Origin of the sequence: Rhodopseudomonas sp. G2_2311 (genome assembly GCF_047501505.1) — a bacterium.
In the GTDB taxonomy this organism is placed as follows: domain Bacteria; phylum Pseudomonadota; class Alphaproteobacteria; order Rhizobiales; family Xanthobacteraceae; genus Rhodopseudomonas; species Rhodopseudomonas palustris_H.
In genome coordinates, this window is record NZ_JAZDRK010000002.1 from 443,310 (window position 1) to 469,003 (window position 25,694).

A 25,694-nucleotide genomic window follows, 5' to 3' on the forward strand; every position below is an offset into this window, starting at 1 on the left:
GTTCGGCCCGTTCGACGAGAGGGCGGCGCCATGAGCGAGCGCCCGACACGACGCGGCTTCGCGGCGCGGCCTACTGATCCCGAGCACTGGATCAAGGCTGCCGATACGCCGCCGCGCGCCGATGCGGCGTCGAGCTTCACCGCTCGGCTGACCATCGACGTGACGTCCGAGCTGCGTGGCCGGATCAAAGTCGCCGCCTTCCGGCGCGGGATCACGGTCGCCGACATGCTGCGCGAGCTGCTCGCGCGCGAATTTCCTTCAACCGATGGAGAGTCTTCATGAGCGGTGCAGCGACCTTCCGTGCGCGCGACGGCTCCGTGCCCGTCGCGCACTATGCCGATGTCGAACTGACCTGGATCGAGAAGCGCATCGAGAACTGGATCAGGTTCGGCCGCGAGGCGCATGACGAGATTCTCGATCGCCGGCGGCGCGTGCTGTCCTTTCGTCCTGGCAGCATCTTCGCCTTCGTCCGTTGGGCGGCCAACGACTTCGGCACCATCATCTCGCGCATCGACATCGTGCGCGTCGTAGAGCCGGGCGAAGCCTATCAGACGCTGCCTTTCGTGCGCCCCGGCGGCGACATCCTGCTGAAGATCGAAGGCTGGCCGAAGGTCGAGCGCGTGCTCCGGCACATCGACGCCGTGGAAGCTGCCGGCGTCGACGCCTGCGACGTCGCACCCGATCACTGGCGGCACGTCCACAACCGGATGAGCGTCGGCTACGAGCCGCGCCCCTACACGGCGGAGCGCCATCAGGCGTGGCTCAAGCGGCGGGAGATCGAAGGATGACCCGCTTCGGCTACGTCATGCTGACGTATCTCATGACGGCAGCCATCGTCGTCGCGTCCTTCTTTTCCTTCCCGATCCGTCTGATCTGGAACCTCTCGGCCAGCGCGCCCATCGGCCTCTACGAGATCGAACACGTCCGCCATCTCGCCGTCACCGACCTTGTGGCGGTGACGCCGCCGAAGCGCCTGGCCGACTTCATCGTCGGCCGCGGTTATATCGGCCGAGGCGTACCGCTTCTGAAGCGCGTCATGGCGTTGCCGGGGCAGGAAGTCTGCCGCACCGGCCGCAGCATCACGGTCGATGGCGTGCTCTTGGGCGACGCGCTCGGCCGCGACCGCAAGGGCCGCGAACTGCCGGTCTGGCAGGGCTGTCAGCGCCTCGCCGACGGCGACCTGTTCCTCATGAACCCAGACGTCCCTGACAGCCTTGACGGCCGTTACTTCGGCCCGATCGCGGCGCGCAACGTCATTGGCCGCGCGACGCCGCTCTACACCGACGAGGACGGCGAGGGCCGCTTCGTGTGGCGCGCACCGACACGCTGACTGTTCGGAAAACAGCAGATGCGCAGCGCGACACCCTTCCTTCCACCCCCAGCAACAGGAGACTTCCATGCCGCAAATCGGTCAATTCACGCGCGAGGCCACAGGCTTCATCGGACGCATCCATACGCTCACGGTTTACCGCGACGTCGCCCTCGTTCCGGCCGAGCCGTCCGACGCTGAAAACGCGCCCGACTACCGCGTCCACCAGAGCAACGCCGAAGGCCCCGAGATCGGCGCCGGCTGGAAGCGCACCGGCGAACGAGCGGGCGACTACATTTCGCTTGTCATCGACGATCCAGCGCTCTCGCAGCCGATCCGCGCCAATATGTTCCGCGACGACGACGATGGAGCGTCCTGGTCGCTGCACTGGAACCGTCCCACCAAGCGCAGCGGAAAGGACTGACGCCATGCGATCGGCATGTCGCCGTTTCGTCTTCCTTCTCCTTTCCGGCCTGCCGCTCGCAGCGATGCTGGCGCGGCCTGCCGTCGCGCAGACCGTGCCGGTCTCGCGTCCGATGCCGGCCGATCCCTATGCCGCGCCTGTCGCCGAGGCTTCGCAGCGCTTCGGCATCCCAGCGGCTTGGATCAGGGCCGTCATGCGCGTGGAAAGCGCGAACGATCCGCATGCCATTTCGCCCAAAGGCGCGATGGGCCTTATGCAGATTATGCCCGAGACATGGGCCTATCTGCGCGTCCGGCTTGACCTCGGGCGCGATCCCTACGATCCGCGCGACAACATTCTGGCGGGCGCGGCCTATCTGCGGGAGCTGCATGACCGCTACGGCTCCCCCGGTTTCCTTGCGGCCTATAACGCCGGCCCTGGTCGCTACGAGGACTATCTTGAGGGCCGTCCCCTGCCTTCGGCAACGCGCGCCTATGTCGCCGTCCTTGCTCCTCTGATCGACGGCGGCGCTTCGCCCGAGCCGATTGTCGTGGCGACCGCCGATCCGCTCGCCTGGACTCGCGCGCCGCTATTCGTCGTGCAGCCGAACCGCACGACCGCCGCTGATCCCGTGCCGGATCAGCCGCAATTGGCCAAGGCTCCAGCCGCAACTCCCGTGCGCGACGTGTCCGCCCTCGAACCGGAATCGGCCGGGTTGTTCGTCGCCCGATCTAGCTCGGGAGGGCCGCAATGACAGCGAGAGGGCTCTGTCGCATCCTTTCGGGCTCCCGCGCATCAAAGCGAGTGGGCAGGCGGGAGTGCAGACACACAACCGACCGATGGCGAGATAAAAAGGCGCAAGGTGCGCCTCGGTCGGTTGTTTGTTTTCGTTGGGTTTTTCAGTCTATCGCGCAATGTGCCGGCCTTGACCGCAATGTGCGCTCGACACGCAACAGCCTGATTTTCTTCTCACTTTCGCACATTGCCGGAGTCGGCGATGGCCGATGAGCGCGAATTTCGTATCCGGCCGGGCCGCATCCGCTCGATCGGCACGCAGCGGGCGCGGCCTTTCATCGCGCAGGCGCTCGCCGCCGCCCAGAAGGCCGGCGGCCGGGTCTCGCGCTCGGGCCGGATCAGCGCCGGCAACCGCTCGCACTTCGGGCGCGGCCGGACGGCCAGCATCCGGGCCAACCGTCTGCTGACCAACCGCTCGCGCTTCGTCGTCATCAAGACCCGAGTGGTCCGTCACACCGCGCGGGCAGCTCCGCTCTCCGCCCATCTCACCTACCTGCGGCGCGAAGGCGTGACCCGCGATGGGGAGAAGGCTTGCCTGTTCGGCCCGGAAACCGAAGACGCGGACGGCCGGGCCTTTGCCGAGCGGTGCGAGGACGACCGCCACCACTTCCGCTTCATCGTCTCGCCGGAAGACGCCGTGGACATGGCGGACCTCAAATCCTTCGCCCGCGACCTGATGGGGCAGATGGAGAAGGACCTCGGCACGAAACTCGATTGGGTCGGCGTCGATCACTGGAACACCGACAATCCCCACGTCCACATCATCCTGCGCGGCCGCCAGGACGACGGGCAGGATCTCGTCATTTCGCGCGACTACATCAAGGAAGGGATGCGGGACACCGCCCGGAACCTCGTCACCGAGGAGCTGGGACCCCGCACCGATCTCGACATCCGCCGCCATATTGAGCGCCAGGTCGAAGCCGAGCGTTGGACCCAGCTCGACCGGCAGCTTGTCCACGACGGGCGCGACGGCGGCGTCATCGACCTCGCGCCCCATGCAGATCGGCAGCCCGACGAGTTCCATGCGATAAAGGTCGGACGTCTCCGCAAGCTGGAGACCCTGGGCCTCGCCGATCAGATCGGCCCCGGACAATGGGTGATAGACGGCAAGGCCGAAGCGACCTTGCGCGAGCTGGGCGAGCGCGGCGACATCATCAAGCGGATGCACCGCGCCCTGACGGAACGCGGCATCGAACGCGGATCGGCGAGCTATGTGCTGGCGGCCGAGAGCTTGGACACCCCTATCATCGGGCGGCTCGTCGATCGCGGTCTCGTCGATGAGCTGAAGGGCACGGCCTATGCCGTGGTCGATGGCGTGGATGGCCGCACCCACCACTTCAAGCTGTCCGACCTCGATGCGGCCGGGGACAGCGCGCCAGGCTCGATCGTCGAGCTACGCAAATTCGACGACGCACGGGGACAGCGCCGCGTCGCGCTCGCCGTTCGCTCCGATCTCGACATCGAGCGACAGGTAACGGCTTCGGGCGCGACCTGGCTCGACCGGCAGGCCATCGCCCGCGATCCAACAGCGCTCTCCGACGGCGGCTTTGGCGCCGAGGTGCGCAATATGATGGAGCGCCGCGCCGAGCATCTGATCGAAGAGGGTTTCGCCGAGCGCCAAGGACGGCGGATCGTCTTCAACCGCAATCTCATCGACTCGCTGCGCCGCCGCGAACTCGACGCGCTGGGCGAGAAGCTCGCTGCCGAAAGCGGACGCCCCTACAACCACGCCGGCAGCGGCGAATATGTCGCCGGCACTTACCGCCAACGCTTCGAGCTGGCCACCGGCCGCTTCGCCATGATCGACGACGGCCTCGGCTTCCAGCTCGTGCCCTGGACGCCCTCCCTCGAAAAGCAGCTCGGCCGCCACGTCTCCGGCATCGCCCGCAATGACGGCGGCATCGACTGGAGCTTCGGCCGCAAGCGGGGGCTTGGTCTCTAACTCCATCCAAGAAAGGACGCCGCCATGTCCGCGACAAAAATCCTCTGGGGCCAGATCTTCGTCGTCTCCCTCATCGTCCTCCTGACCACCTGGGGCGCGACCGAATATGTCGCGTGGCAGCTTGGCTTTCAGGCGCAGTTGGGCGCCCCCTGGTTCCGGGTCGCGGGCTGGCCGATCTATCACCCGCCTGCCTTTTACTGGTGGTGGTATTTCTACGACGCCTACGCACCCCATGTCTTCGTGCGCGGCGCCTTCGTCGCCGCCTCAGGCGGTTTCATCTCCATCGCCGTCGCCATCGCCATGTCAGTCTGGCGCGCGCGCGAGGCGAAGAAGGTCGTGACCTATGGCTCGGCGCGGTGGGCTGAGAAGGGAGAGGTGCGGGCGGCGGGTCTGCTTCGTGCCGACGGGGTGGTGCTCGGCCGATTTCAGCGTGACTATCTGCGCCACGACGGACCCGAGCATGTCCTGTGCTTTGCGCCGACCCGGAGCGGCAAAGGCGTGGGCCTGGTCGTGCCCTCCCTCCTGACTTGGCCGGGCTCGGCGATCGTCCACGACATCAAAGGGGAGAATTGGACCCTGACAGCGGGCTTCCGCTCGAAACATGGGTCCGTGCTGCTGTTCGATCCGACCAACCCGAAGTCGGCTGCCTACAATCCGCTTCTCGAGGTGCGCCGCGGCGAATGGGAGGTCAGGGATGTCCAGAACGTGGCGGACATCCTAGTCGACCCTGAAGGCAGCCTGGAGAAGCGGAATCATTGGGAAAAAACCAGCCACGCGCTGCTCGTTGGCGCGATCCTTCATGTCCTCTACGCCGAGGAGGATAAGACCCTCGCCGGCGTCGCCGCCTTCCTTTCCGATCCCAAACGGCCGATCGAGACGACGCTCGCCGCCATGATGAAGACGGCACATCTCGGCGACGCCGGCCCGCACCCGGTCGTAGCCAGCGCCGCCCGCGAGTTGCTCAACAAATCGGACAACGAGCGAAGCGGCGTGCTCAGCACCGCCATGTCCTTCCTTGGCTTGTATCGCGATCCCGTCGTCGCCGAGGTGACGCGCCGGTGCGATTGGCGGATCACCGACATCGTAGGCGGCAAGAGCCCGACGACGCTCTATCTCGTCGTGCCACCCTCGGACATCAATCGGACGAAGCCGCTCATTCGCCTGATCCTCAATCAGGTGGGGCGGCGGCTCACCGAGGATCTGCAGGCGAAAAGCCACCGGCACCGGCTGCTGCTCATGCTCGATGAATTCCCCGCCCTCGGTAGGCTCGACTTTTTCGAGTCCGCCTTGGCCTTCATGGCGGGATATGGCCTGAAATCCTTTCTGATCGCCCAGAGCCTCAACCAGATCGAAAAAGCGTATGGGCCGAACAACTCGATCTTGGACAATTGCCATGTTCGCGTCAGCTTCGCCACAAACGACGAAAGGACAGCGAAAAGGGTCAGCGATGCCCTCGGCACAGCGACCGAGATGCGCGCGATGCGGAACTACGCCGGCCACAGATTGAGCCCCTGGCTCGGACACCTGATGGTCTCGCGTTCCGAGACGGCTCGCCCCTTGCTGACGCCGGGGGAGGTGATGCAGCTACCGCCGACCGATGAAATCGTCATGGTCGCCGCCACACCCCCGATCCGGGCGAAGAAGGCGCGCTACTACGAGGATGCCTGCTTCAAGGAGCGCATCCTCGCGCCGCCGGCGTTGTCCGCACCGAGGCGCAAGCGGCCCGACGACTGGACGACCCTTCCGTTGCCGCCGCGCCCGGAGGTGAGCGCCGGCGACCCATCGGCCGATGCAGCCGAAGAAGACGCCACCGAGTCCGAGCGCCGCCGGCAGCCTGAACTCAGTCGCGTGAAGCCGGTCGAGAAGAAAACGCCGATCCCGAACGAGTTTGAGATCGAGCCGGCGGACGACGCGGAGGAAGACGCCGCCCGCAACAGTCGCATAAGCCGTATGATGCAGGGCGTGGCGCGGCAGGTGTCGCTCGACCCCGGCGACGGCATGGAGCTGTAGCCCCCATGTCCGCTCGCAAGAAGAAGGTGCAGCTCTCCGCCTACCTCGACCCCGAGGTGATGGCGTCGCTCACCGACTACGCTGCCCGCCGCGATCAGTCTCTCTCGCTGATCACGGAAGCGGCCCTCTCCTCGTTCCTCTCGCCGGATACGGCCGAGCGGCGCGAGGCCGTGCTCGCCAAACGTCTCGACCAGCTCGATCGTCGCATGACGCGGCTGGAGCGCGATGTCGGGATCGCAGTCGAGACTCTGGCGGTGTTCATCCGCTTTTGGCTGGTCACGACGCCGGCACTCCCCGAGCCGGCCGCCCAGGCTGCTCGCGCCAAGGCGGGAGAACGCTACGACGCCTTCGTCACCACGCTGGGACGGCGTCTCGCCAAGGGACCGAAGCTCCGGCAGGAAATCTCCGAAGACATCGGCGATTCGAGTGCGCCGTCCGCCTCTCAGTCAGACGCGGGAGAGGGTTAGTCACCACTCGCTCAAACCTGATAGAACAACAGCTCCGCCGTTCTCCTGTATTTGCACGCTACGCTACTACGACGCGATATACTTGTTGAAGCGACCAAAAATCGGGCTCTTTTAATCATCCCCATCCGGGGACTGTCTGTTCAAGCCCCGCGAAAACGGGGAACAGATGGTGGCTTCTCACCACAATTCTGAAGGTTTGGCGCGAGGCGCGCGGATGCTGCGCACCGCGCTCGGCCCCGCCATCACTCGTTTCCTCGAAGACCCGGCCGTCGTGGAAGTGATGCTGAACCCGGACGGCCGATTATGGATCGACCGGCTATCCGAAGGTCTGTGCGACACGGGCGAGCTGCTCCCGCCCGCCGACGGCGAACGGATCGTCCGCCTGGTCGCACACCATGTCGGCGTCGAGGTTCACGCCGGCTCTCCGCGCGTGTCGGCCGAGCTGCCGGAAACAGGGGAGCGTTTCGAGGGCCTGCTCCCGCCGGTCGTCTCCGCGCCGGCCTTCGCGATCCGCAAGCCCGCCGTCGCGGTGTTCACCCTGGCCGATTACGTCGCCGCCGGGATCATGACGGCGCAGCAGGCCGAGGCGCTCCAGAAGGGCGTCGCCTCGCGCGCCAACATCCTCGTGGCGGGCGGCACCAGCACCGGCAAGACCACGCTGACCAACGCGCTGTTGGCGGAAATCGCGAAGACTACGGATCGCGTCGTCATCATCGAGGACACCCGCGAACTTCAATGTAACGCGGAAAATCTCGTCGCCATGCGGACCAAGGACGGCGTGGCGTCGCTTTCCGATCTTGTTCGCTCTTCGCTCCGGCTACGCCCCGATCGTATCCCCATTGGCGAGGTCCGCGGTGCTGAGGCGCTCGACCTCCTGAAGGCGTGGGGGACGGGACACCCCGGCGGGATCGGCACCATCCATGCCGGAAGCGCCATCGGCGCGCTGCGCCGGCTCGAACAGCTCATCCAGGAAGCCGTCGTCACCGTCCCGCGCGCGCTGATCGCCGAGACGATCGATCTCGTAGCCGTACTCTCCGGCCGCGGTTCATCGCGGCGCCTGGCCGAACTCGCCGGCGTCGAAGGGCTCGGAGCCGACGGCGACTACCGGCTTACCCGCCTTTCCCCCGCAGAACCCGGAGATGAACCATGACTCTGAAGCGCAGACTGCTGACCGGCTCCATGCTCGACAAGATGGTGCCGGCCGGGATCACGGTCGCCGGCCTGATCATCCTCTCACCACTCCTCGCGTCTCCCGCCTACGCGGCCGGTTCGTCGATGCCGTGGGAAGCACCGCTGCAATCCATCCTCGAGTCGATCGAAGGCCCCGTCGCCAAGATCATCGCCGTCATCATCATCATCGTCACCGGCCTCACGCTGGCATTCGGCGACACGAGCGGCGGATTTCGTCGGCTCATCCAGATCGTCTTCGGCCTGTCGATCGCGTTCGCGGCCTCCAGTTTCTTCCTGACCTTCTTCTCGTTCGGCGGCGGGGCGCTCGTCTGATGACGGACATGACTGAAACCGCCGTCGGCGTGCCGGGCTACATGGTCCCGGTCCATCGGGCACTCACCGAACCGATTCTGCTCGGCGGCGCCCCGCGCTCGATCGCCATCCTCAACGGGACGCTCGCCGCCGCGCTCGGCCTGGGCCTGCGCCTATGGCTAGTCGGTCTCGCGCTCTGGGCGATCGGTCATTTCACGGCGGTCTGGGCCGCCAAGCGCGACCCGATGTTCGCCGACGTGGTGCGCCGGCATCTACGCATCCCCGCGCATCTCACGGTCTGAGCGGGAGCGAGCGCGATGATGAACCTGGCCGAATACCGCAACCGCAACACACGGCTTGCTGACTTCCTGCCCTGGGCAGCCCTGCTCAGCGAGGGCGTCGTCCTCAACAAGGACGGCAGCTTCCAACGCACCGCGCGCTTTCGCGGTCCCGACCTGGATTCGGCGGTGCCGGCGGAGCTGATTGCGGTCGCCGGTCGGTTGAACAACGCCTTCCGCCGTCTTGGCTCCGGCTGGGCGATCTTCGTGGAAGCGCAGCGCCACCCGTCCAATCGCTATCCCGACAGCCGCTTTCCCGACGCCGCCTCGGCCCTCGTCGATGCCGAGCGCAAGGCGGATTTCGAGGAGGCAGGGGCGCATTTCGAGTCCAGCTACTTCCTCACCTTCACCTATCTGCCGCCGGTCGAGGACGCGGCCCGCGCGGAAAGCTGGCTCTACGAAGGCCGCGAAAAGAGCGGTCTCGATCCGCACGAGATCACACACGCCTTCGTCGACCGCACCGACCGCCTGCTGCGTCTTGTCGAAGCCTTCATGCCGGAGTCCGCTTGGCTCGATGACGCGGAGACGCTCACCTATCTCCATAGCTGCATCTCGACCAAGCGCCATCGCGTCCGCGTGCCCGAGACGCCAATGCACCTCGATGCGCTGCTCGCCGATCGGCCGCTCACTGGCGGCTTGGAGCCGCGCCTCGGGTCGGCGCATCTGCGCGTCCTCACCATTGTCGGATTTCCGACCGCCACCACGCCGGGCCTGCTCGACGAGCTGAACCGGCTGGCCTTTCCCTATCGCTGGTCGACACGCGCGATCCTGCTCGACAAAACCGACGCCACCAAGCTGCTGACCAAGATCCGGCGCCAGTGGTTCGCTAAGCGCAAGTCGATCGCCGCCATCCTGAAGGAGGTGATGACCAACGAGGCGTCGGTGCTAGTCGACACCGACGCCGCCAACAAAGCGGCCGACGCGGATCTGGCTCTGCAGGAGCTGGGCGCCGACTATGCCGGGATGGCCTATGTCACGGCCACCGTCACGGTGTGGGACGCCGATCCCCGCATCGCCGACGAAAAGCTGCGGCTGGTCGAGAAGATCGTCCAGGGCCGCGATTTCACCGCGATGGCCGAGACCCTCAACGCCGTGGACGCTTGGCTTGGCGGCCTACCGGGGCATGTCTATGCCAACGTCCGCCAGCCGCCGATCAGCACGTTGAATCTCGCCCACATGATCCCCCTAAGCGCCGTGTGGGCGGGGCCGGAACGGGATGAACACTTCGGGTTGCCCCCCTTGCTTTATGGCAAGACCGAGGGAAGCACCCCGTTCCGGTTTTCCCTTCATGTCGGCGATGTCGGTCACACCCTTGTCGTCGGCCCGACGGGCGCCGGCAAGTCAGTGCTGCTCGCGCTCATGGCGCTCCAGTTCCGACGTTATCCGCGCTCTCAGGTCTTCGCCTTCGATTTCGGCGGCTCGATCCGGGCCGCGGCGCTCGCCATGCGCGGCGACTGGCACGATCTCGGCGGCGGCTTGACCGAGGGATCGAGCGAGACCGTCTCGCTTCAGCCGCTCGCCCGCGTCGACGACGTGCCCGAACGGGCCTGGGCGGCCGACTGGATCGTCGCGATCCTCGGTCGCGAAGGCGTCGCCATCACCCCCGAGGTTAAGGAACATCTCTGGTCGGCCCTGACCTCGCTGGCGTCCGCTCCCATCGAGGAACGGACCATCACCGGCCTGACCGTCCTGCTCCAGTCGAACGACCTCAAGCAGGCGCTCCAGCCCTATTGCGTCGGCGGTCCCTATGGCCGCTTGCTCGACGCGGAGAGCGAGCATCTCGGCTCGGCCACCGTCCAAGCGTTCGAGACCGAGGGCTTGATAGGGACGGGCGCCGCCGCGGCCGTGCTCGCTTACCTCTTCCATCGCATCGGTCATCGCCTTGATGGCTCGCCGACGCTCATCATCATCGACGAAGGCTGGCTGGCGCTCGACGACGAAGGGTTCGCCGACCAGCTTCGCGAATGGCTGAAGACGCTCAGGAAGAAGAACGCGAGCGTCATCTTCGCCACGCAGTCGCTCTCCGACATCGACGGCAGTGCAATCGCACCCGCCATCATAGAAAGCTGTCAGACGCGACTGCTTCTCCCCAACGAACGAGCCGTCGAGCCACAGATCACGGCAATCTATCGCCGCTTCGGGCTCAACGACCGACAGATCGAGATCCTCGCGCGGGCCATGCCGAAGCGCGACTACTACTGCCAAAGCCGAAGGGGCAATCGCCTGTTCGAGCTAGGGCTGTCGGATGTGGCGCTCGCGCTCTGCGCCGCTTCCGCCAAGACCGATCAAACCGCCATCACCAACATCGTCGCCGAACAGGGACGCGAAGGCTTTCTCGAGGCCTGGCTGCGCCATCGCGACCTCGGCTGGGCGGCTGACCTCGTTCCCAACCTCACCAACATGGAGACGCCCTCATGACTCCGCGTCGTTCGCGCGCGGCGCGCCTTGTCGCCGCATTGCTCGCCGCCACCGTCGCCGGCGGCCCGTTCATCGCCGCGCCTGCCCACGCGCAGTTCGGCGGCATCGTGTTCGATCCGTCGAACTATGCCCAGAACGTGCTGACCGCGGCCAGGTCGCTGCAACAAGTCACCAATCAGATCACCGCGCTTCAGAACCAAGCGCAGATGCTCATCAACCAGGCCCGGAATCTGGCGAACCTTCCGTATTCCTCGCTGCAACAGCTTCAACAGTCCGTGCAGCGGACGCAACAGCTTCTACAGCAGGCGCAAAACATCGCCTACGACGTCCAGCAGATCGACCAGATCTTCCAGCAGAAATACGCCAACGTCTCGATGTCGGCGTCGGACGCGCAACTTGTCGCCGACGCCCGCTCGCGCTGGCAGAACACCGTTGGCAGCCTCCAAGACGCGATGCGCGTGCAAGCCGGCGTCGTCGGCAATATCGACACCAACCGAACGCAGATGTCGGCGCTGGTGAACGCGAGCCAGTCGGCCACGGGCGCGCTTCAGGCGACGCAGGCCGGCAACCAGCTTTTAGCGCTTCAGGCCCAACAGCTCGCCGATCTCACCGCCGTCGTCAGCGCCAATGGCCGCGCCCAGGCGCTGAGCGACGCCGAGCGGGCCGCCGCCGCCGAACAGGGCCGCGAACAGCGTCGCCGCTTCCTGACGCCGGGCGCGGGCTACCAACCTGGCAACGCGCAGATGTTCCACAACTGAGCGGGAGGATCGCGTCATGGAGGGCAAGATGCTCGCTCGCGTTGGCGCTGTTGTGTTCGTCGCCGTCGCCATCACCGCCACGGTCATTGAGCTGACCCGCAAAGAGGACGCGCCGGTGGCGATGGCCATCCAGCCACGCCCCGCGATCGATCCGATGCGCGCCTTGCTCCGTCAGTGTCGAGACATGGGCGAGCCCGCCCTGCGCAATCCGGTCTGTCTCCGCGTCTGGGCGCAGAATCGCGACCGCTTCCTTGGCCAGCACCCGACGTCGGGGCCGTCGTCGTCGACTCCTCCAGCGGAAACAACGCCCGCCGAAGATCTCCTGCGCAAGGAGGGCGCGCCCGCCGCCAACGCGCCCGTGCAGCTCGGGCCTGCCCAGACGGAGGCTCGGTAGGCACATGGGCAACACCGGCGTCATCGACCACTTCCTCGATGTATTCACCCGCTACATCGACTCCGGCTTCGGCTTGCTGACGGGCGAAGTCGCCTTCATCGCCACCACACTGATCGTCATCGACGTGACGCTGGCGGCCCTGTTCTGGAGTTGGGGCGCTAACGACGACATCTTTGCGCGCCTCGTCAAGAAGACGCTCTTCGTCGGCGCCTTCGCCTACATCATCGGCAACTGGAATAATCTCGCCCGCATCGTCTTCGACAGCTTCGCTGGCCTGGGGCTGAAAGCGAGCGGCACGGGGTTCACCGTCGCCGACCTTCTGCGGCCCGGCAAGGTGGCTCAGACCGGCCTCGACGCCGGACGACCTCTGCTCGATTCCATCTCGGACCTGATGGGATGGGTCTCCTTCTTTGAGAATTTCATCCAGATCGCGTGCCTGCTCTTCGCTTGGGCGCTGATTCTGCTCGCCTTCTTCATCCTAGCCGTCCAACTGTTCGTCACCTTGATCGAATTCAAGCTGACGACGCTGGCCGGCTTCGTCCTCATTCCCTTCGGTCTCTTCGGCAAGTCGGCGTTCATGGCCGAGCGCGTGCTCGGCAACGTCATCTCCTCCGGCATCAAGGTGCTCGTCCTCGCGGTCATCATCGGCATCGGCTCAACGCTTTTCTCCGAGTTCACCGCCGGCTTCGGGGGGGCTACACCGAGCATCGACGATGCAATGGCGATCGTCCTGGCGGCCTTGTCGCTCCTAGGTCTCGGCATCTTCGGCCCAGGCATCGCGAATGGTCTCGTCTCAGGCGGCCCGCAGCTTGGCGCCGGCGCCGCCCTTGGAACTGGCCTGGCCGCAGGCGGGATGGTCGCGGCCGGCGCCGCGGCCGCTGGCGCCACCGTTTCCGGTGGTACGGCGCTGGCCGGCGGCGTCGCCGCCGCTGCTCGTGGCGGTGCGGCGCTCGCTGGTGGTGCTTCGACCGCCTACAGCCTCGGCGCAGCCGGCCAGTCCGGCGCATCCGCTGTAACGTCCGGTCTCGGCAATGTGGCGAGCGCAGGCGCGCAAGCCGCGGCCTCGCCGCTGAAGCGCGCGGCGTCCCGCGCGGCTGACAGCCTCAAGTCCAGCTACCAGTCCGGCGCTCGGGCCGCCTTCGAGGTGACAGGTGGATCGTCCACTGCCGGCACGATCGGCGGTGAAGCCGCCGCGACCGAAGCCGCGGCAGCGTCCTCGACGATGGACGGCCCGCCCGCTTGGGCGAAGCGCATTAAACGCTCGCAGCAAATGTCCCACGGCGTCCAGGCGGCCATCCATGCCGTGCGCTCCGGCGACAGCCACGGCGGCGGCTCTTCCATCAACCTCTCCGAAAGCGACCGCTGATGTTCAAACGACCCTCCACCCACTATGGCAAGACACCGCAACCCGAGACGCCCTATCAGCGCGCCGCGCAGATATGGGATGACCGCATCGGCTCCGCTCGCGTTCAGGCCCGCAACTGGCGACTGATGGCCTTCGGCTCGCTCGCCTTGTCGGCCGGACTGGCGAGCTCGCTCGTCTGGCAATCGGCCAACGGCTCGATCGTGCCGTGGGTGGTGCAGGTCGATAAGCTCGGTCAGGCTCAGGCCGTCGCGCCAGCCGTCGCCGACTATCAGCCGACCGATCCGCAAATCGCCTTCCACCTGGCCCGCTTCGTCGAGCAGGTCCGGTCAATTCCTGCCGATCCGATCATCGTGCGGCAGAACTGGCTCAGGGCCTACGACTTCACCACGCAGGCCGGAGCGGTTGCGCTCAACGACTATGCGCGATCGAACGACCCTTTCGCGAAAGTCGGCAAGCAGCAGGTCGCCGTCGACGTCTCCAGCGTCATCCGGGCGTCGCCCAATTCCTTCCGCGTCGCCTGGATCGAGCGCCGCTATCAGGACGGCGCACTCGCCGCCACTGAACGCTGGAGCGCGATCCTCACCATCGTCGTGCAAACTCCGCGCGACGCCGAAAAGCTCCGAGCCAATCCGCTCGGAATTTACGTCAACGCCATCAACTGGTCGAAGGAGCTTGGACAATGACGCCCACCTTCCGCAAAGCCGGAGGGCCGGCTTTCCGTAATTCCTCGTTCGCGGTTTTGCTGCTGTCGACGTCGGCGCTCGCCGGCTGCGCCACCATGCAGAAACCGCCCGAAATTTCCTACGACAACGCCGCCCCGGCCGTGCAGACCGTCGATCCTCCCGCGCCGGTCAAGGTGGTCGAGCTGCCGCGCCCGCTGCCGTTGCCCGGCCAGTTGAAGCCGGTGGGGCCATCGAGCCGCACGCCCGAACCGGCCGACCCGGCGGCGCGCGTGAACCAGGCCAACGCACAGGCCCGCGTCCAGCCCGTCCGCGACGGCTTCATCAACTCGATGCAGGTCTATCCGTTCGCGACCGGCGCTCTCTATCAGGTCTATACCGCCGTCGGTCAGATCACCGACATCGCCCTCCAGCCCGGCGAGCAATTCGTGGGCTCCGGCCCCGTCGCCGCTGGCGACACCGTGCGCTGGATCATCGGCGACACCGAGAGCGGAGCCGGCGCCACGAGGCAGATACACATCCTCGTCAAGCCCACGCGGCCGGACCTGATGACCAACCTGGTCATCAACACCAACATGCGGACCTACTACGTCGAGCTGCGCTCCACGGCCTCGACATACATGGCGTCCGTGTCCTGGCAATATCCGCAGGACCAGCTCATTGCCCTTCGCCGTCAAAACGAACAGGCGCAGGCCGCCCAACCGATCGCCAACGGTGTCGATCTATCGCGCGTCAACTTCCGCTACGAGGTGACGGGCGACCGAGCCCCCTGGCGGCCGCTGCGCGCTTTCGACGACGGCAGGCAAGTGTTCATCGAGTTTCCGCGCGGTATCGCCCAGGGAGAAATGCCGCCGCTGTTTGTCGTCGGCGCCGAAGGCGACACCTCCGAACTCGTGAACTATCGCGTGCGCGACAACTACATGATCGTGGACCGGCTCTTCGCCGCGGCCGAGCTGCGCTTCGGTTCCGACAAGAATCAGAAGCGCGTTCGCATCACCCGCACCGACGGGAGGACGGCGTCGTGACCAACCAGTTCGATCCCGAAAAGGAGCAAGGGGCGAAGCCGGTCGGCGCGTCCCCGTCGGAACCGGCCAGCGAGGATGAGGCTCGGCCGCTGACCGGCGAACCGGCTTCGGCTATGCGGCTGCGGCCCGATCCACCGCGCGTGATGCGGCTGTCGCGCAAGGTGTTGGCGGGGCTCGGCCTGGTCGCCGGCGTCGGGGTCGGCGGCGCGCTCCTCTATGCGCTTCAGACCCAACACGGTGGAAAACCGAGCGAGGAGCTATACTCGACCGACAACCGCTCGACGCCGGATGGTCTCAACACGCTACCGCGCGACTATACCGGCCCGATACTCGGTCCGCCGCTGCCGGGAGATCTGGGCCGACCGATCATCGGCGCCCAGAACGCCGGCCAGCCCACACCAACTCCGCCGGGTGGGACACCCGCTCCGAGGATCAGCCGGGAGGAGCAGCGCCGGATTCAGGAGCTGGAAGCGGCGCGGACGGCCCGCCTGTTCGCGTCCACGGAGACACGGCCAAGCGCCGCCGGGGCCACGACTTCACCTGCGCCAGCCGCCGCGCCACAGACCGACCTTGCCAGTCTCGGCCTCGCGCCCACGCCGGCCACGCCCTCCGCGCAGGATCGCCAGCTCGCCTTCCTCAACCAGGCGCCCGATCGACGCATCGCTTCGCCCGATCGCGTCGCTGCGCTGACGTCCCCGAACGTGGTGCAGGCCGGCGCCATCATCCCCGCCGCGCTCATCACTGGCATCCGCTCCGATCTTCCCGGCCAGATTACGGCACAGGTGACGGAGAACGTCTATGACAGTCCCACGGGACGGATTCTCCTGATCCCGCAGGGCACGCGCGTCATCGGTCAATATGACAGCGGCATCGGCTTCGGGCAACGCCGCGTGTTGCTCGTCTGGAATCGGCTGATCTTCCCCAATGGCCGTTCCATCGTTCTGGAGCGTCAGCCGGGCGCCGACGCCGAGGGCTATGCCGGCCTCGAGGATGGCGTCGACTATCACTGGGGCGAACTGTTCAAGGCCGCGGCGCTGTCCACCATCCTGAGCGTCGGTGCCGAGGCCGGAACATCCGGCCAGGAGAGCGACATCGCGCGGGCGTTGCGCCAGGGCGCGTCCGACAGCATCAGCCAGACCGGCCAGCAGATCGTCCAGCGCCAGCTCAACATCGCGCCCACGCTCACCATCAGGCCGGGTTTCCCCGTCCGCGTCATCGTCACGCGCGATTTAACGCTCGAACCCTACGGGAGTTGACATGACGAAGCTGAAGCTCGGCCCAATTGCCGACGACAAGCCCGTGAAGGTCACGCTGGAGCTGCCCGCCAGCCTTCATCGCGATCTTGCGGCCTATGCCGAAATTCTCGGCCGGGAGACCAATCATCCGCCCGCTGACCCCGTGCGTTTGATCGTGCCCATGCTGCAACGCTTTATCGCCACGGATCGAGGCTTCGCAAAGACGCGACGATCTATTGGGGCCGGGAAGGTCGATAGCTGAGTCCATCGGCCTGGCTGCTGCCATTCGCTGCGCCGCTAGTGGGCAAAATTACGGGCGATATGCAGTCCAAGCGCCACGAACCCTAACCACAATGCTTCGTCCCAATGGTTGAAGCCGTCTCGCTGAAAAAAGCGTTCCTTGAGGATCAGGGCGAAGGCCACGCAACACGCGGAATAAAGGCCGATCCAAAAAGACACAGCCGTGAGATAGCCAGCCTTACCGTATGTGCCGATCACGGCCGAAATCGCGAGTTTCGTGCAAAAGCGACGGATCGCGAGGCGCGATCCGGCATTGAGGCGGGACAGCATGATTCGGTCGGTCGATCACGAGCGTTTCCTCTGTGTCTATCGACCCCCGAATAAAGACAGCATCAAATTTTGCGCCGCCGCGAGGGGGCGCAGCGGCAGGTCGGTGAAGCCATCCCTATACGGTTCTTACAGGCCCGCCCCCAAACGTTACGCTACCCTGACACCGGCTATGTTAGCCGTCCGCCCATGCAGCTCGAGTACGGTCCAGGTCGTTGGCTCAGGGTGCTACGCGATCCCGATGAGCGCTCGCGTAGACATCTACGGCTGTTCGGAGGGCAGGTCGGCTTCATCGTTCTGTTTATCTCTCCTACACTGGCCATTGATCAGCATAGACCGATACTCTTCCTATCGCTGATCCATCTCATGTTCGGATTTTCGGCGCTGCTCGTATTCGGCGCCGCGCTCTGGAAGCGCGATCCAATTCCTCCCGCCAGCCTGTGCGTCTGGGATCACGGCTTCGCCATGCTCCTTTTGATGCTGATCAGCTCGGTCGTGCTCAGGGCGTTGGCGTAAATGCACATGCAGCCACAGCCGATGTCGAACATCAGGTCCGGCGACGACGGCCTTGAGCTTCAGCTTGTTCGATCCCCGACCCACGGGACGACCGCCTCCGTATCCGCGGTCGGCCCCATCGTCGCCTTGCAAAGCAGCGGGCTCGAGGACGAGCGCGTCGTGCGCCAGTGGCCGCAGGTAGCCCTGGACGGCTACGCCACGATCCCGGTTATCGCTCCTGACGCAGGCAGCCGGCGCTATATTGCACGCATTTTACAACGTGCCGGATGCAAGGCGACTGGCTTCACCGAACCGCGGGCGGTGTTGGGCGCGCTCGCCAAACGTCAATACGATGTCGCTGTAGTGTCGGGCGACCCAGCAGAGCTGGCGTGGTGCGCTTCCCTCCTTGGCGTGCGCCCCGAGCTGCCCATGCTGTTCGTTCTCCAGAACGGCGATCCAGACACCATTGTGCAGGTGGTCGACTCTGGGATCGACTGCCTCGAAGCGCCCTTCCTGGAATCGGACCTGATCGCGCGGGCCGGACTGCTGTTCCGGGCCGTCTGGCGGCAGCATGGCTTGGTTATCCCAGGCGGCGAAGCCGCTATCCGTCTCCACCTGCACCAGCCTCGCGCTCAGGCCGGAGGCCGTGAGATCGCGCTGACAGCGGTTGAATATCGGGCGCTCTGGACCTTGGCGCAAAGCCGCGGCGGCGTTTCTCGCTTCCGCGATCTTGAGAAGAGCGTTTGGGGGACGTCCTCCAATGCGCGTCGCACGGCGCTGCGCCAGGTCATCCAGAGCCTCCGGCGCAAGCTGACCGGACGTTCGAACGATCAGCGCCTCTTGAAGACCGAGCGGTGCGTCGGATACCGCCTTCTCGGCGGATAAGACCGCCGTCAATGCGAGGGGCCGCCGCCGCCCTCCGTGACTGAACGGGCTTTGCCACGTTCACCCCCCTCAACCGCCCGCGATAGGTGGGGATGTCTCTCGCGATGCAGTTCCCAATAGTCCCGCTCGGGATCGCGGAACCCAATCGTCGGATCGATCGGTGACTTGGCGCCGGCAATTCTACTCAACCATGCAGCGGCCGCCAGAGCGCCGACCACAATAAGGAAGACGAGAATACCGGGCCAACTCACCGACCGCACCCTCAATTTAAGCTATGTCTATCGAGCCGAACGTAGCGTTAGCTTGGGCCGGGTCGGCTGTTTGTCCGATTGATGAGCGACTGCCAGCTTGTGACCGATCAGTAGCAGGTGATTGGCGTGATCGTTGTATTCGGAGTTGGCCGAGAAGCTCTTCTCCATCTTGGCAAGTTCCAGCGCCAGTGCATGGCTAAGGTCTTGGCCAGGCGGATTCCATCGCGGGTCGGCCGCGAAGCGCCCATGAAAGAAATCTAATCCTTCAAGAACCTCGATCTCAAAGACGCCTCTAAAGAGCGATCTCAGTTCGTCGGTGGAGAAGAGATGGAAGCTGAACGCAGCGCGGCAGCCGTCTGCGAGTTCCACTTCGCACCAATTACGTCGCTGATCATGGCGGAGTTGACGCACGTCGCTTATCGACGCGACAAGTCCGGAGGCCATACTCCCAAGCGGCCGGACGGTCGTTATGAAACTGCCGCGGGTAACGCGCCCAAATTCCCTCGCGACGGATGGAAGCTCCGCTGGAGGAATGTGGCTGAGTACGCTGTAGAGACACAGCGTAAGATCGATGCTGTCATCCGCCTCGGGAAGAGAATGGGTAAGGTCCCCGACCGTGAATTCCAGCCTGACACCGGGAAGAGATGAGAGGCTGCGGCAATATAGGCGCGCCTGCTGGATCTGCTCCGCGGAAACATCGAATCCACGGGCCGAGATCTCGACGAAGCCCATTTCTCTAGCACTGATCACCAAGCGCTTTAGCCATGTACCGGGCCCACACCCAGCGTCGAGGACGCTGACGGACGTCGCGCCGGACCGGCGTATCTCGGATAGCTTGGCCATGATGCACGTCCAGACTTGGTGGTCCGCGTAGGCGTGCGGCCCGCTAAAGCGGAACAGATCCGATGTATCTCCATCGGCATAGCTGCCATAGGCGGCACCCGACAGGTCGTAGGCTTTCGCAACAGGCGACGTGCGAACTTCTTTGCTGATTGCGAGCATGTCAGGCCGCCTTCCGATAAGAGGGCGCTCTGCTCTTCGAAGCATCGCTGTTGTGGAAGGCCACTTGCCGAAAAATGAGGGCGCTGGCTTCGGGAAGTTCGACGATCAGGTCAGGGCGGCGCCCATTTTCGGAGAGGGCGAATTTTTGCGCCCATTCCCGATTGGTGAAATAGCCTGATCGGCTGCAGGACCGGTCTTGAACGACCCAATGGCCCAGATGGTCGGGGGCCATGAAAAAGAGCTGACGTGATTCACCGTCAGGTTCGTCGGATTCGTCGGAGGTCATACTCTATCTCCTTGCTCGTGAGTGATCGTCTGCGTTTGGTTGGGCGGCGCAGCTTTCCGACCACGCCGCCCAAGCATCAGAAGAGGATTCCGGTCTCGATTAGGCCGCGGACCTGGTCGCGCTGGTTAAAGTCGCGGCCGAAGCCCGAGCCGGACTGAAGGCCGCCGATCCGGGTGTAAGACAGCTCGCCACGTGCGAAGAACACGCCCTTCTGATAGGTCGGCGTGAGCGTGAGCGACCAGGCGTCGCTCTTTGCGCCGTAGAGCAGATTGGTCGGCATGCAGTTGGCGTCCGCCCCGCATGTCCCGCCGGTCGTCTTCAGATATTCGGCGCGGCCGCCGACCGACCATTCGCTGTTCAGCGTGTATTTCACGAGCAGCGCGCCGCCATAGGTGTCAGCCGGGCGGTTGATGCCGAGCCGGTCATCACGCCCGACATGGCTGTACTGCAGATAGGGGGTGAGCGTCAGCGGCCCGCTGGTGTGGGTGAAGATGAGATTGAAGATGCTGCTGTTGTTCTGCGCGACAGGGGTGGCGACCGACGACTTGTCGTTTCGCGAAAGGCTGCCGGCGCCTACGAAGCTGATCGAGCTCGACGAGTCGATCGCATAGCCCAACGTCCCCGAAAGCCAGTTAAGCTTGCCGGAAAAATACCCGTCGTTCAGCGAGATCGCCGCGGAGACTGGCCCGTGCGCATAATTGACCTGCACGCCGCGGCTGACGGCCGGCTCTTGATTCCAGAGCAGCCCGCGTTCGATGTTGACGTTCTGGAAAGTGAAGGTCGATTCCGCGCCCACCATCGTCGGAAGCAGGCCGGCCATGACCGACAGCTCCGGCGTAATCACCCCCTTCGCATAGGCGACCGGAACAGGACCGAACAACTGGTCCGTCGCTTTGGTCGCTTGCAGGTAGGACGAGCCTAGCGACGGCAGGGAATAGGCACCGGCCTGAACGTAGAACTGCAGAGGCCCTTGGGTGGTCTGAATCTCGATCTGTCCATTGCTCAGATCGACAAACCCATCTTGATTGCCGATCCCCCCGGCATGATTCGCATTCGTCTGGAGGGTGCCGATTCCGCTCACCTGGCCGGTAATGGCGACCGATCCGAAGGGCCCCGCGTCGACCGTGAAGGGTTGCGGGTTAGGGACGAGCGGCCCGGAAAAGCTGGGGCTTGGAAGTGGGTCGGCGTTGGCCATACCGGCCCAGGAGAGGGCGCCGATACTGCCAAGCAAAAGGAACACTCGCACGGATGGGCTGCCGCGACGGCCACGTCCCGAACGCCGAGAAGTACAAAGAACACGCAATGGTGGGGATAAAGGAGTTGTCATTAGGTGCATTTCCCTTGCTTGAAGGTCGATGCACGCGAGAATTAAGAGGAGGGGTGTAAAATCGGCGCTTTATCTTCCCATGACCCGTAAGGATCATATAACGACGATGCCTCCCTATTACATAGAAGAAGCAATATCGGTTGAGTCTGCGCTAGACCGGGGGACGCGGGATCCATTTGACGCAAAACCCAAGCGCCCCCTGCATAGGATGTTTGCCACGCTCAATAGCCGTCGGAACGCGGGATTGTCATTCTCATCCGACCATATCCCGCAAAAAGGAAGAGAACATCCAGCCAGAGGCCGGTAAACAACGCCAGCAAATCGCGCTTCTGTAACGGAGTGGCTCGCTAGGGTAATTCCACGGCCACACGCGACAAGCTGCATTAGGGTTTGACGAGACACTTGGTTGCGCTGGATCTGGGGCTGATGCCCGAATGTCGATAAATTACGAATGAGGAAGCTTTCTATATCCCGTCCTGGTGCAACTTCGGTCACTATGAAGCGTCGGTAGCGTATATCGCCAAATGAGATTTCAGATTGACACGCGAGTGGATCGCCCTCAGCCAGAACGACGTACACCTGTTCGTTCCAGAAGCGAATGGAACTAAAGCCTTCGATTTCTAATGGCTCGGTCAGGAAAGCGACATCAAGCTCGTGCCGACGAATCGCTGGTATAAGTTCAATGTGATAATCTTCGACGAATTCAAATTGGACTTCACGATGATGTTCGCTAAAGCGCGAAATTAGTTCGGCAACGAAGCCGGTCGCCAAAGAAGAAAAGAGGCCGATCCGGATGACGCCGCTGCCGCCACGCCCGATCACGCCGATATCGCGCACCGCATATTCAATTTGCGTCAGCGCGCATTGCGCCCGGCGAACAAAATTCTCCCCGGCTTGCGTGAGAGACACGCCGGATCGTCGTCGGATGAAAAGACTGGAGCCGAGTCCATCTTCCAAATCCCTGATCTGCCGGCTGATCGTCGACTCCCGCACGCCGAGCTTGGCGGAGGCTCTTCTGAAGCTCCCTTCGGCCGCGGCCGTCACGACAAAGCGAAGGTGCCGAACCTCAACATTGCACTTCGGCATAGACACGATCAGTTCATCTGCGATTTAGGATGGGGTCACCACGTGGCAGGAGGAGGTCGTTCCGAATCTTGTCCCAACGTCAGCTAGTTATCAGCCACTTAGTCGCCCGAGGGGAAAAGCTGACTTACGCAGACGGATGTAAATTCGGCATACTGTTTTATTCGTCGATATAAGAATCGCGTAAAGCGCTAGGCAAGCCGCTTGCGCCCACACTCTCCCCCAACCATGTACGGCTGCCTTAAGACTACGCCCAGCTTGCCATAGAGCCTTAGTTAAGGCAGGCCGCCACCTGCCAGATCTTCTTATCTTTATGCCGTCCTTACGCGTTGGCATAAAAACTCAGCGCCACCCTGACATGCGACGGACTACATCCGGGCCAGCATTCCAAGCTGAAACTGGAGCCAATACGCATGCTCAACAGTCACCTACTACCATCATCAAGGCCACCATCGAGGTGCGTCGCAAACGACCCGTGCGCGTCGCTTGGCCTTCTGGTTATTTCCATTACCTCGCAACCCGCCGGAGGTGAGCCATGGCGGCTGCAGCAATGACCTGGCTCGCCGGCCTCTGCGCCGCCGGCCTCACGGTCTATCTCTTCTACGCCCTCGTGAAGCCGGAACGCTTCTGAGGACGGTAATCGTAACAATAAAACTCGGTGACAACTATGGGCGACCTCATATTCGTAGCTGTGACGCTCGTCTTCTTCGTAACCACGGCGGGGTTCATCATCGCCCTGGATCGGATTTGAGGGGCGCTCGTCATGACTGAAGGCATCACACAATTTGTCGTCATCCTTGCGATCATGACCGGGCTGGTCGTGGTCCTCGGCAAGTGGATGACACACCTATTCACCAGCCCCAAACACAACATTATCGAGCGGGCCACCTATCGTATCCTGGGCGTCGATCCTGAGGAGCGCATGTCGTGGAAGCGCTACGGAATCGTGCTGCTGCTCAGCAACGCCGCCATGCTCTTGCTGGGCTATTTCCTGCTTCGAATGCAGGGGTTCCTGCCGGGCGATACGCTCGCGCGCGCCGCCCAGACGCCAGACCTCGCCTTTAACACCGCCGCGTCCTTCACGACCAACACGAACTGGCAGGCTTACTCGGGCGAATCGAGCCTCTCGAATTTCTCGCAAATGGCGGCCATCACCTTTCTGATGTCGATCAGCGCTGCGACTGGCGTCGCAGCGGCGGGCGGATTTATCCGTGGACTCAGCCGCAAGACGACTGCCGATATTGGCAGTTACTGGGTCGACTTTACGCGGGTTCTCTACCGCCTGCTTTTGCCACTCTGCTTCGTTATGGCCCTTGTCTATGTTTGGCAGGGCATGCCGCAGACGCTCAGTGCCGATGCGATCGTGACAACTCTGGAAGGCGTCAAACAACAGTTGATCCTGGGCCCGGTGGCGAGCTTCGAGACCATCAAGCACATCGGCACCAATGGCGGCGGTTTCTACGGCATGAACGCGGCTCATCCGTTCGAGAACCCAACTCCGCTCACCAACACGTTACACATCCTCAGCATGTTGCTGATCCCGTCGGCGCTGACCTACACCTTCGGATCGATGGTGCTGCGCCGCCGCCAGGGTTGGGCATTCTTCGGCGCCTTCCTTGTGATGTTCATCGGCTTCCTTGCGCTTGTCTATAGCTCTGAGCAGGGCGGCAATCCGCTACTGTCCCCGATGGGCGTCAACCAGGCTCAGACAGCTCTCCAAGCTGGCGGCAATATGGAAGGCAAGGAACTGCGCTTCGGCATTGCTCAGACGAGCCTGTTCGTGACGACAACAACCGCGGCGACCACCGGTTCGGTCGATTCGATGCACGCGTCGCTCACGCCGCTCGGTGGTCTGGTACCGATCGCGCAGATGATGCTGAACAACGTGTTCGGCGGCGACGGTGTCGGTCTGATCAACCTTGTGACCTACGCGATCCTTACGGTCTTCCTCGTCGGCATGATGATCGGGCGCACTCCGGAGTTTCTCGGCAAGAAAGTCGAGGCGCGTGAGATGAAATACGTGATGATCGCCGTGCTGGCGCATCCGTTCAGTATCTTGGGCTTCACCGCGTTGGCTTGTCTGATGCCAGCTACTCTAGGCAGTCTTGCGAACATGGGTCCGCACGGATTCAGCGAAGTACTCTACGCATACACGTCAGGCACCGCCAACAACGGCTCCGCCTTCGCTGGCTTCAACGCTAACACGCCGTTCTTCAACACCACGATTGGCCTCGCCATGTTGATTGGCAGGTTCTTCACTCTCCTGCCGATGCTTGCCGTCGCTGGCGTGATGGCCGCCAAGAAAGCCGTTCCCGAAGGACCCGGAACGCTGTCGACGGCGACCCCTCTGTTCACCGGATTGCTGGTGTTCGTGGTTCTGGTCGTCGGCGGCTTGACGTTCCTGCCTGCGCTCGCGCTCGGCCCGATCGTCGAACATCTATTGATGCTCGCCGGAACGACATTCTGAGGAAATGACTCTCATGCGCAACGAACAAACCATCATGCACGCGCCCGTCCCGGCATCGCAGCCTGCGTTCAAGGGCCTCACGCGGCCAGTGCTCGTATCAGCGGTCTTTTTCATGCTGGTAACCGGGCTTGCCTACCCCCTGGCGACGACAGGTGTCGCAAACCTACTCTTTCCCGATCAGGCACAAGGAAGTCTGATCGTCAAAGACGGGAAGGCTGTCGGTTCGCGCCTGATTGGGCAGTATTTCACCAAACCCGAATACTTCCACGGTCGGCCGAGCGTCACGTCGGGGACGGATCCCAATGACCCATCAAAGACCGTCGATCAGCCCTATAACGCCGCTCTGAGCGCCGCCAGCAATCAAGGTGCGATCAGCAAGAAGCTGCTCGATGCTGTGGCGGAGCGTACCAAAGCCTACCGCGAAGAAAACGGCCTGGCTGCCAACGCGCCCGTACCCGTCGACGCCGTTACGGCGTCAGCCTCCGGCCTCGATCCGGACATTTCGATCGCTAACGCCCGCCTGCAGGCACCACGAGTAGCCAAAGCGCGCGGCCTCTCTACCGAGAGCGTCCTTTCCCTCGTCGATCAACACACGACCAGCCGCCAACTCGGTCTCCTCGGTGATGCGAGGATCAATGTCCTGGAATTGAATCTTGCGCTCGATGCCGCCGCCCAAGGGCGGCGCACAGCGCAATAAGAAAGCGGTGTA

The 25,694-nt window shown here is 63.9% G+C and carries 29 protein-coding genes; 24 read left to right on the forward strand and 5 right to left on the reverse strand.

All coding sequences use genetic code 11. The features are described from left to right. Nucleotides 1-30: 30 nt before the first annotated feature. From VRZ08_RS04985 to VRZ08_RS05075, 19 genes are all read left to right on the forward strand, one after another. A complete protein-coding gene (locus VRZ08_RS04985) occupies nucleotides 31-282 on the forward strand; it encodes a hypothetical protein (RefSeq protein WP_414531774.1) in 252 nt (83 codons plus the stop codon). Beyond that, nucleotides 279-788: a DUF2840 domain-containing protein gene (locus VRZ08_RS04990; RefSeq protein WP_414531775.1), complete on the forward strand. Its 510-nt coding sequence runs from the start codon at nucleotides 279-281 to the stop codon at nucleotides 786-788. Before VRZ08_RS04985 ends, VRZ08_RS04990 begins: the two co-directional genes overlap by 4 nt. Then, entirely contained in the window at nucleotides 785-1,330 is a 546-nt protein-coding gene (locus VRZ08_RS04995; RefSeq protein ID WP_414531776.1) for a S26 family signal peptidase, read from the forward strand. The genes VRZ08_RS04990 and VRZ08_RS04995 overlap by 4 nt, the downstream gene beginning before the upstream one ends. Before the next feature lie 67 nt (nucleotides 1,331-1,397). Continuing rightward, nucleotides 1,398-1,733 carry a DUF736 domain-containing protein gene (locus VRZ08_RS05000; RefSeq protein ID WP_414531777.1) on the forward strand — a complete coding sequence of 112 codons (336 nt, stop codon included), beginning with the start codon at nucleotides 1,398-1,400 and terminating at the stop codon, nucleotides 1,731-1,733. A gap of 4 nt (nucleotides 1,734-1,737) precedes the next feature. Then, entirely contained in the window at nucleotides 1,738-2,466 is a 729-nt protein-coding gene (locus VRZ08_RS05005; protein ID WP_414531778.1) for a transglycosylase SLT domain-containing protein, read from the forward strand. A gap of 243 nt (nucleotides 2,467-2,709) precedes the next feature. Then, on the forward strand, nucleotides 2,710-4,449 hold the full coding sequence (locus VRZ08_RS05010) for a relaxase/mobilization nuclease domain-containing protein (protein ID WP_414531779.1): 1,740 nt from the start codon (nucleotides 2,710-2,712) through the stop codon (nucleotides 4,447-4,449). Between the two features lie 24 nt (nucleotides 4,450-4,473). Continuing rightward, complete coding sequence (locus VRZ08_RS05015) at nucleotides 4,474-6,459, forward strand: conjugal transfer protein TraG (protein ID WP_414531780.1); 1,986 nt, start codon at nucleotides 4,474-4,476, stop codon at nucleotides 6,457-6,459. A 5-nt stretch (nucleotides 6,460-6,464) separates the two neighbouring features. Beyond that, nucleotides 6,465-6,926: a CopG family transcriptional regulator gene (locus VRZ08_RS05020; protein WP_414531781.1), complete on the forward strand. Its 462-nt coding sequence runs from the start codon at nucleotides 6,465-6,467 to the stop codon at nucleotides 6,924-6,926. 166 nt (nucleotides 6,927-7,092) lie between these two features. Next, a complete protein-coding gene (gene trbB / locus VRZ08_RS05025; protein ID WP_414531782.1) occupies nucleotides 7,093-8,076 on the forward strand; it encodes a P-type conjugative transfer ATPase TrbB in 984 nt (327 codons plus the stop codon). Between the two features lie 41 nt (nucleotides 8,077-8,117). Further along, nucleotides 8,118-8,429, forward strand: a complete 312-nt coding sequence (locus VRZ08_RS05030) for a TrbC/VirB2 family protein (RefSeq protein ID WP_414531833.1) — start codon at nucleotides 8,118-8,120, stop codon at nucleotides 8,427-8,429. Then, the gene (locus VRZ08_RS05035) at nucleotides 8,429-8,710 is read left to right on the forward strand and encodes a VirB3 family type IV secretion system protein (RefSeq protein WP_414531783.1); all 282 of its coding nucleotides are present in this window, start codon (nucleotides 8,429-8,431) and stop codon (nucleotides 8,708-8,710) included. The genes VRZ08_RS05030 and VRZ08_RS05035 overlap by 1 nt, the downstream gene beginning before the upstream one ends. 15 nt (nucleotides 8,711-8,725) lie before the next feature. After that, on the forward strand, nucleotides 8,726-11,164 hold the full coding sequence (gene trbE / locus VRZ08_RS05040) for a conjugal transfer protein TrbE (protein ID WP_414531784.1): 2,439 nt from the start codon (nucleotides 8,726-8,728) through the stop codon (nucleotides 11,162-11,164). Continuing rightward, on the forward strand, nucleotides 11,161-11,922 hold the full coding sequence (gene trbJ, locus VRZ08_RS05045) for a P-type conjugative transfer protein TrbJ (protein WP_414531785.1): 762 nt from the start codon (nucleotides 11,161-11,163) through the stop codon (nucleotides 11,920-11,922). Before trbE ends, trbJ begins: the two co-directional genes overlap by 4 nt. 16 nt (nucleotides 11,923-11,938) lie before the next feature. Continuing rightward, complete coding sequence (gene trbK-alt / locus VRZ08_RS05050) at nucleotides 11,939-12,316, forward strand: putative entry exclusion protein TrbK-alt (RefSeq protein ID WP_414531786.1); 378 nt, start codon at nucleotides 11,939-11,941, stop codon at nucleotides 12,314-12,316. Nucleotides 12,317-12,320: 4 nt separating this feature from the next. After that, a complete protein-coding gene (trbL, locus tag VRZ08_RS05055; protein ID WP_414531787.1) occupies nucleotides 12,321-13,682 on the forward strand; it encodes a P-type conjugative transfer protein TrbL in 1,362 nt (453 codons plus the stop codon). Further along, a complete protein-coding gene (trbF, locus tag VRZ08_RS05060) occupies nucleotides 13,682-14,365 on the forward strand; it encodes a conjugal transfer protein TrbF (RefSeq protein WP_414531788.1) in 684 nt (227 codons plus the stop codon). The genes trbL and trbF overlap by 1 nt, the downstream gene beginning before the upstream one ends. Further along, nucleotides 14,362-15,387: a P-type conjugative transfer protein TrbG gene (gene trbG / locus VRZ08_RS05065; RefSeq protein WP_414531789.1), complete on the forward strand. Its 1,026-nt coding sequence runs from the start codon at nucleotides 14,362-14,364 to the stop codon at nucleotides 15,385-15,387. Before trbF ends, trbG begins: the two co-directional genes overlap by 4 nt. Then, the gene (locus VRZ08_RS05070; protein WP_414531790.1) at nucleotides 15,384-16,643 is read left to right on the forward strand and encodes a TrbI/VirB10 family protein; all 1,260 of its coding nucleotides are present in this window, start codon (nucleotides 15,384-15,386) and stop codon (nucleotides 16,641-16,643) included. The genes trbG and VRZ08_RS05070 overlap by 4 nt, the downstream gene beginning before the upstream one ends. Nucleotide 16,644: 1 nt before the next feature. Next, entirely contained in the window at nucleotides 16,645-16,884 is a 240-nt protein-coding gene (locus tag VRZ08_RS05075; protein ID WP_414531791.1) for a DUF2274 domain-containing protein, read from the forward strand. Nucleotides 16,885-16,919: 35 nt separating this feature from the next. Here VRZ08_RS05075 and VRZ08_RS05080 read toward each other — a convergent pair whose 3' ends face one another. Beyond that, nucleotides 16,920-17,192 (reverse strand): hypothetical protein, encoded by a 273-nt coding sequence (locus VRZ08_RS05080; RefSeq protein WP_414531792.1) that lies wholly within the window; start codon nucleotides 17,190-17,192, stop codon nucleotides 16,920-16,922. Nucleotides 17,193-17,378: 186 nt separating this feature from the next. Here VRZ08_RS05080 and VRZ08_RS05085 point away from each other — a divergent pair, with 186 nt between their 5' ends. Both VRZ08_RS05085 and VRZ08_RS05090 read left to right on the forward strand, forming a co-directional pair. Further along, complete coding sequence (locus tag VRZ08_RS05085; RefSeq protein ID WP_414531793.1) at nucleotides 17,379-17,705, forward strand: hypothetical protein; 327 nt, start codon at nucleotides 17,379-17,381, stop codon at nucleotides 17,703-17,705. 21 nt (nucleotides 17,706-17,726) lie between these two features. Beyond that, entirely contained in the window at nucleotides 17,727-18,569 is an 843-nt protein-coding gene (locus tag VRZ08_RS05090; RefSeq protein WP_414531794.1) for a winged helix-turn-helix domain-containing protein, read from the forward strand. Between the two features lie 278 nt (nucleotides 18,570-18,847). Here the strand turns inward: VRZ08_RS05090 and VRZ08_RS05095 are convergent, their stop codons facing one another. The 4 genes from VRZ08_RS05095 to VRZ08_RS05110 all read right to left on the reverse strand — a co-directional run bounded on the left by VRZ08_RS05095 (nucleotide 18,848) and on the right by VRZ08_RS05110 (nucleotide 22,521). Beyond that, nucleotides 18,848-19,822 (reverse strand): class I SAM-dependent methyltransferase, encoded by a 975-nt coding sequence (locus VRZ08_RS05095; RefSeq protein WP_414531795.1) that lies wholly within the window; start codon nucleotides 19,820-19,822, stop codon nucleotides 18,848-18,850. Nucleotide 19,823: 1 nt separating this feature from the next. Further along, nucleotides 19,824-20,108 carry a hypothetical protein gene (locus VRZ08_RS05100; protein WP_414531796.1) on the reverse strand — a complete coding sequence of 95 codons (285 nt, stop codon included), beginning with the start codon at nucleotides 20,106-20,108 and terminating at the stop codon, nucleotides 19,824-19,826. Nucleotides 20,109-20,184: 76 nt separating this feature from the next. Then, entirely contained in the window at nucleotides 20,185-21,303 is a 1,119-nt protein-coding gene (locus VRZ08_RS05105; protein ID WP_414531797.1) for an outer membrane beta-barrel protein, read from the reverse strand. Between the two features lie 249 nt (nucleotides 21,304-21,552). Continuing rightward, nucleotides 21,553-22,521: a LysR family transcriptional regulator gene (locus VRZ08_RS05110; RefSeq protein WP_414531834.1), complete on the reverse strand. Its 969-nt coding sequence runs from the start codon at nucleotides 22,519-22,521 to the stop codon at nucleotides 21,553-21,555. 532 nt (nucleotides 22,522-23,053) lie between these two features. Between VRZ08_RS05110 and kdpF the strand changes: the two genes are divergently transcribed. From kdpF to kdpC, 3 genes are all read left to right on the forward strand, one after another. Next, the gene (gene kdpF / locus VRZ08_RS05115) at nucleotides 23,054-23,149 is read left to right on the forward strand and encodes a K(+)-transporting ATPase subunit F (RefSeq protein WP_414531798.1); all 96 of its coding nucleotides are present in this window, start codon (nucleotides 23,054-23,056) and stop codon (nucleotides 23,147-23,149) included. 132 nt (nucleotides 23,150-23,281) lie between these two features. Next, nucleotides 23,282-24,985, forward strand: coding sequence for a potassium-transporting ATPase subunit KdpA (gene kdpA / locus VRZ08_RS05120; RefSeq protein ID WP_414531799.1), 1,704 nt, complete (start codon nucleotides 23,282-23,284; stop codon nucleotides 24,983-24,985). Nucleotides 24,986-25,019: 34 nt separating this feature from the next. Continuing rightward, entirely contained in the window at nucleotides 25,020-25,682 is a 663-nt protein-coding gene (gene kdpC, locus VRZ08_RS05125; RefSeq protein WP_414531835.1) for a potassium-transporting ATPase subunit KdpC, read from the forward strand. Nucleotides 25,683-25,694: the final 12 nt, after the last annotated feature.

Bases quoted from the DNA above. Each gene is read 5' to 3' on its own strand.
- VRZ08_RS04985 (WP_414531774.1), top strand. From the start codon at position 31: ATGAGCGAGCGCCCGACACGACGCGGCTTCGCGGCGCGGCCTACTGAT.
- VRZ08_RS04990 (WP_414531775.1), top strand. From the start codon at position 279: ATGAGCGGTGCAGCGACCTTCCGTGCGCGCGACGGCTCCGTGCCCGTC.
- VRZ08_RS04995 (WP_414531776.1), top strand. From the start codon at position 785: ATGACCCGCTTCGGCTACGTCATGCTGACGTATCTCATGACGGCAGCC.
- VRZ08_RS05000 (WP_414531777.1), top strand. From the start codon at position 1,398: ATGCCGCAAATCGGTCAATTCACGCGCGAGGCCACAGGCTTCATCGGA.
- VRZ08_RS05005 (WP_414531778.1), top strand. From the start codon at position 1,738: ATGCGATCGGCATGTCGCCGTTTCGTCTTCCTTCTCCTTTCCGGCCTG.
- VRZ08_RS05010 (WP_414531779.1), top strand. From the start codon at position 2,710: ATGGCCGATGAGCGCGAATTTCGTATCCGGCCGGGCCGCATCCGCTCG.
- VRZ08_RS05015 (WP_414531780.1), top strand. From the start codon at position 4,474: ATGTCCGCGACAAAAATCCTCTGGGGCCAGATCTTCGTCGTCTCCCTC.
- VRZ08_RS05020 (WP_414531781.1), top strand. From the start codon at position 6,465: ATGTCCGCTCGCAAGAAGAAGGTGCAGCTCTCCGCCTACCTCGACCCC.
- trbB (WP_414531782.1), top strand. From the start codon at position 7,093: ATGGTGGCTTCTCACCACAATTCTGAAGGTTTGGCGCGAGGCGCGCGG.
- VRZ08_RS05030 (WP_414531833.1), top strand. From the start codon at position 8,118: ATGGTGCCGGCCGGGATCACGGTCGCCGGCCTGATCATCCTCTCACCA.
- VRZ08_RS05035 (WP_414531783.1), top strand. From the start codon at position 8,429: ATGACGGACATGACTGAAACCGCCGTCGGCGTGCCGGGCTACATGGTC.
- trbE (WP_414531784.1), top strand. From the start codon at position 8,726: ATGATGAACCTGGCCGAATACCGCAACCGCAACACACGGCTTGCTGAC.
- trbJ (WP_414531785.1), top strand. From the start codon at position 11,161: ATGACTCCGCGTCGTTCGCGCGCGGCGCGCCTTGTCGCCGCATTGCTC.
- trbK-alt (WP_414531786.1), top strand. From the start codon at position 11,939: ATGGAGGGCAAGATGCTCGCTCGCGTTGGCGCTGTTGTGTTCGTCGCC.
- trbL (WP_414531787.1), top strand. From the start codon at position 12,321: ATGGGCAACACCGGCGTCATCGACCACTTCCTCGATGTATTCACCCGC.
- trbF (WP_414531788.1), top strand. From the start codon at position 13,682: ATGTTCAAACGACCCTCCACCCACTATGGCAAGACACCGCAACCCGAG.
- trbG (WP_414531789.1), top strand. From the start codon at position 14,362: ATGACGCCCACCTTCCGCAAAGCCGGAGGGCCGGCTTTCCGTAATTCC.
- VRZ08_RS05075 (WP_414531791.1), top strand. From the start codon at position 16,645: ATGACGAAGCTGAAGCTCGGCCCAATTGCCGACGACAAGCCCGTGAAG.
- VRZ08_RS05080 (WP_414531792.1), bottom strand. From the start codon at position 17,192: ATGCTGTCCCGCCTCAATGCCGGATCGCGCCTCGCGATCCGTCGCTTT.
- VRZ08_RS05085 (WP_414531793.1), top strand. From the start codon at position 17,379: ATGCAGCTCGAGTACGGTCCAGGTCGTTGGCTCAGGGTGCTACGCGAT.
- VRZ08_RS05090 (WP_414531794.1), top strand. From the start codon at position 17,727: ATGTCGAACATCAGGTCCGGCGACGACGGCCTTGAGCTTCAGCTTGTT.
- VRZ08_RS05095 (WP_414531795.1), bottom strand. From the start codon at position 19,822: ATGCTCGCAATCAGCAAAGAAGTTCGCACGTCGCCTGTTGCGAAAGCC.
- VRZ08_RS05100 (WP_414531796.1), bottom strand. From the start codon at position 20,108: ATGACCTCCGACGAATCCGACGAACCTGACGGTGAATCACGTCAGCTC.
- VRZ08_RS05105 (WP_414531797.1), bottom strand. From the start codon at position 21,303: ATGGCCAACGCCGACCCACTTCCAAGCCCCAGCTTTTCCGGGCCGCTC.
- VRZ08_RS05110 (WP_414531834.1), bottom strand. From the start codon at position 22,521: ATGCCGAAGTGCAATGTTGAGGTTCGGCACCTTCGCTTTGTCGTGACG.
- kdpF (WP_414531798.1), top strand. From the start codon at position 23,054: ATGGCGGCTGCAGCAATGACCTGGCTCGCCGGCCTCTGCGCCGCCGGC.
- kdpA (WP_414531799.1), top strand. From the start codon at position 23,282: ATGACTGAAGGCATCACACAATTTGTCGTCATCCTTGCGATCATGACC.
- kdpC (WP_414531835.1), top strand. From the start codon at position 25,020: ATGCACGCGCCCGTCCCGGCATCGCAGCCTGCGTTCAAGGGCCTCACG.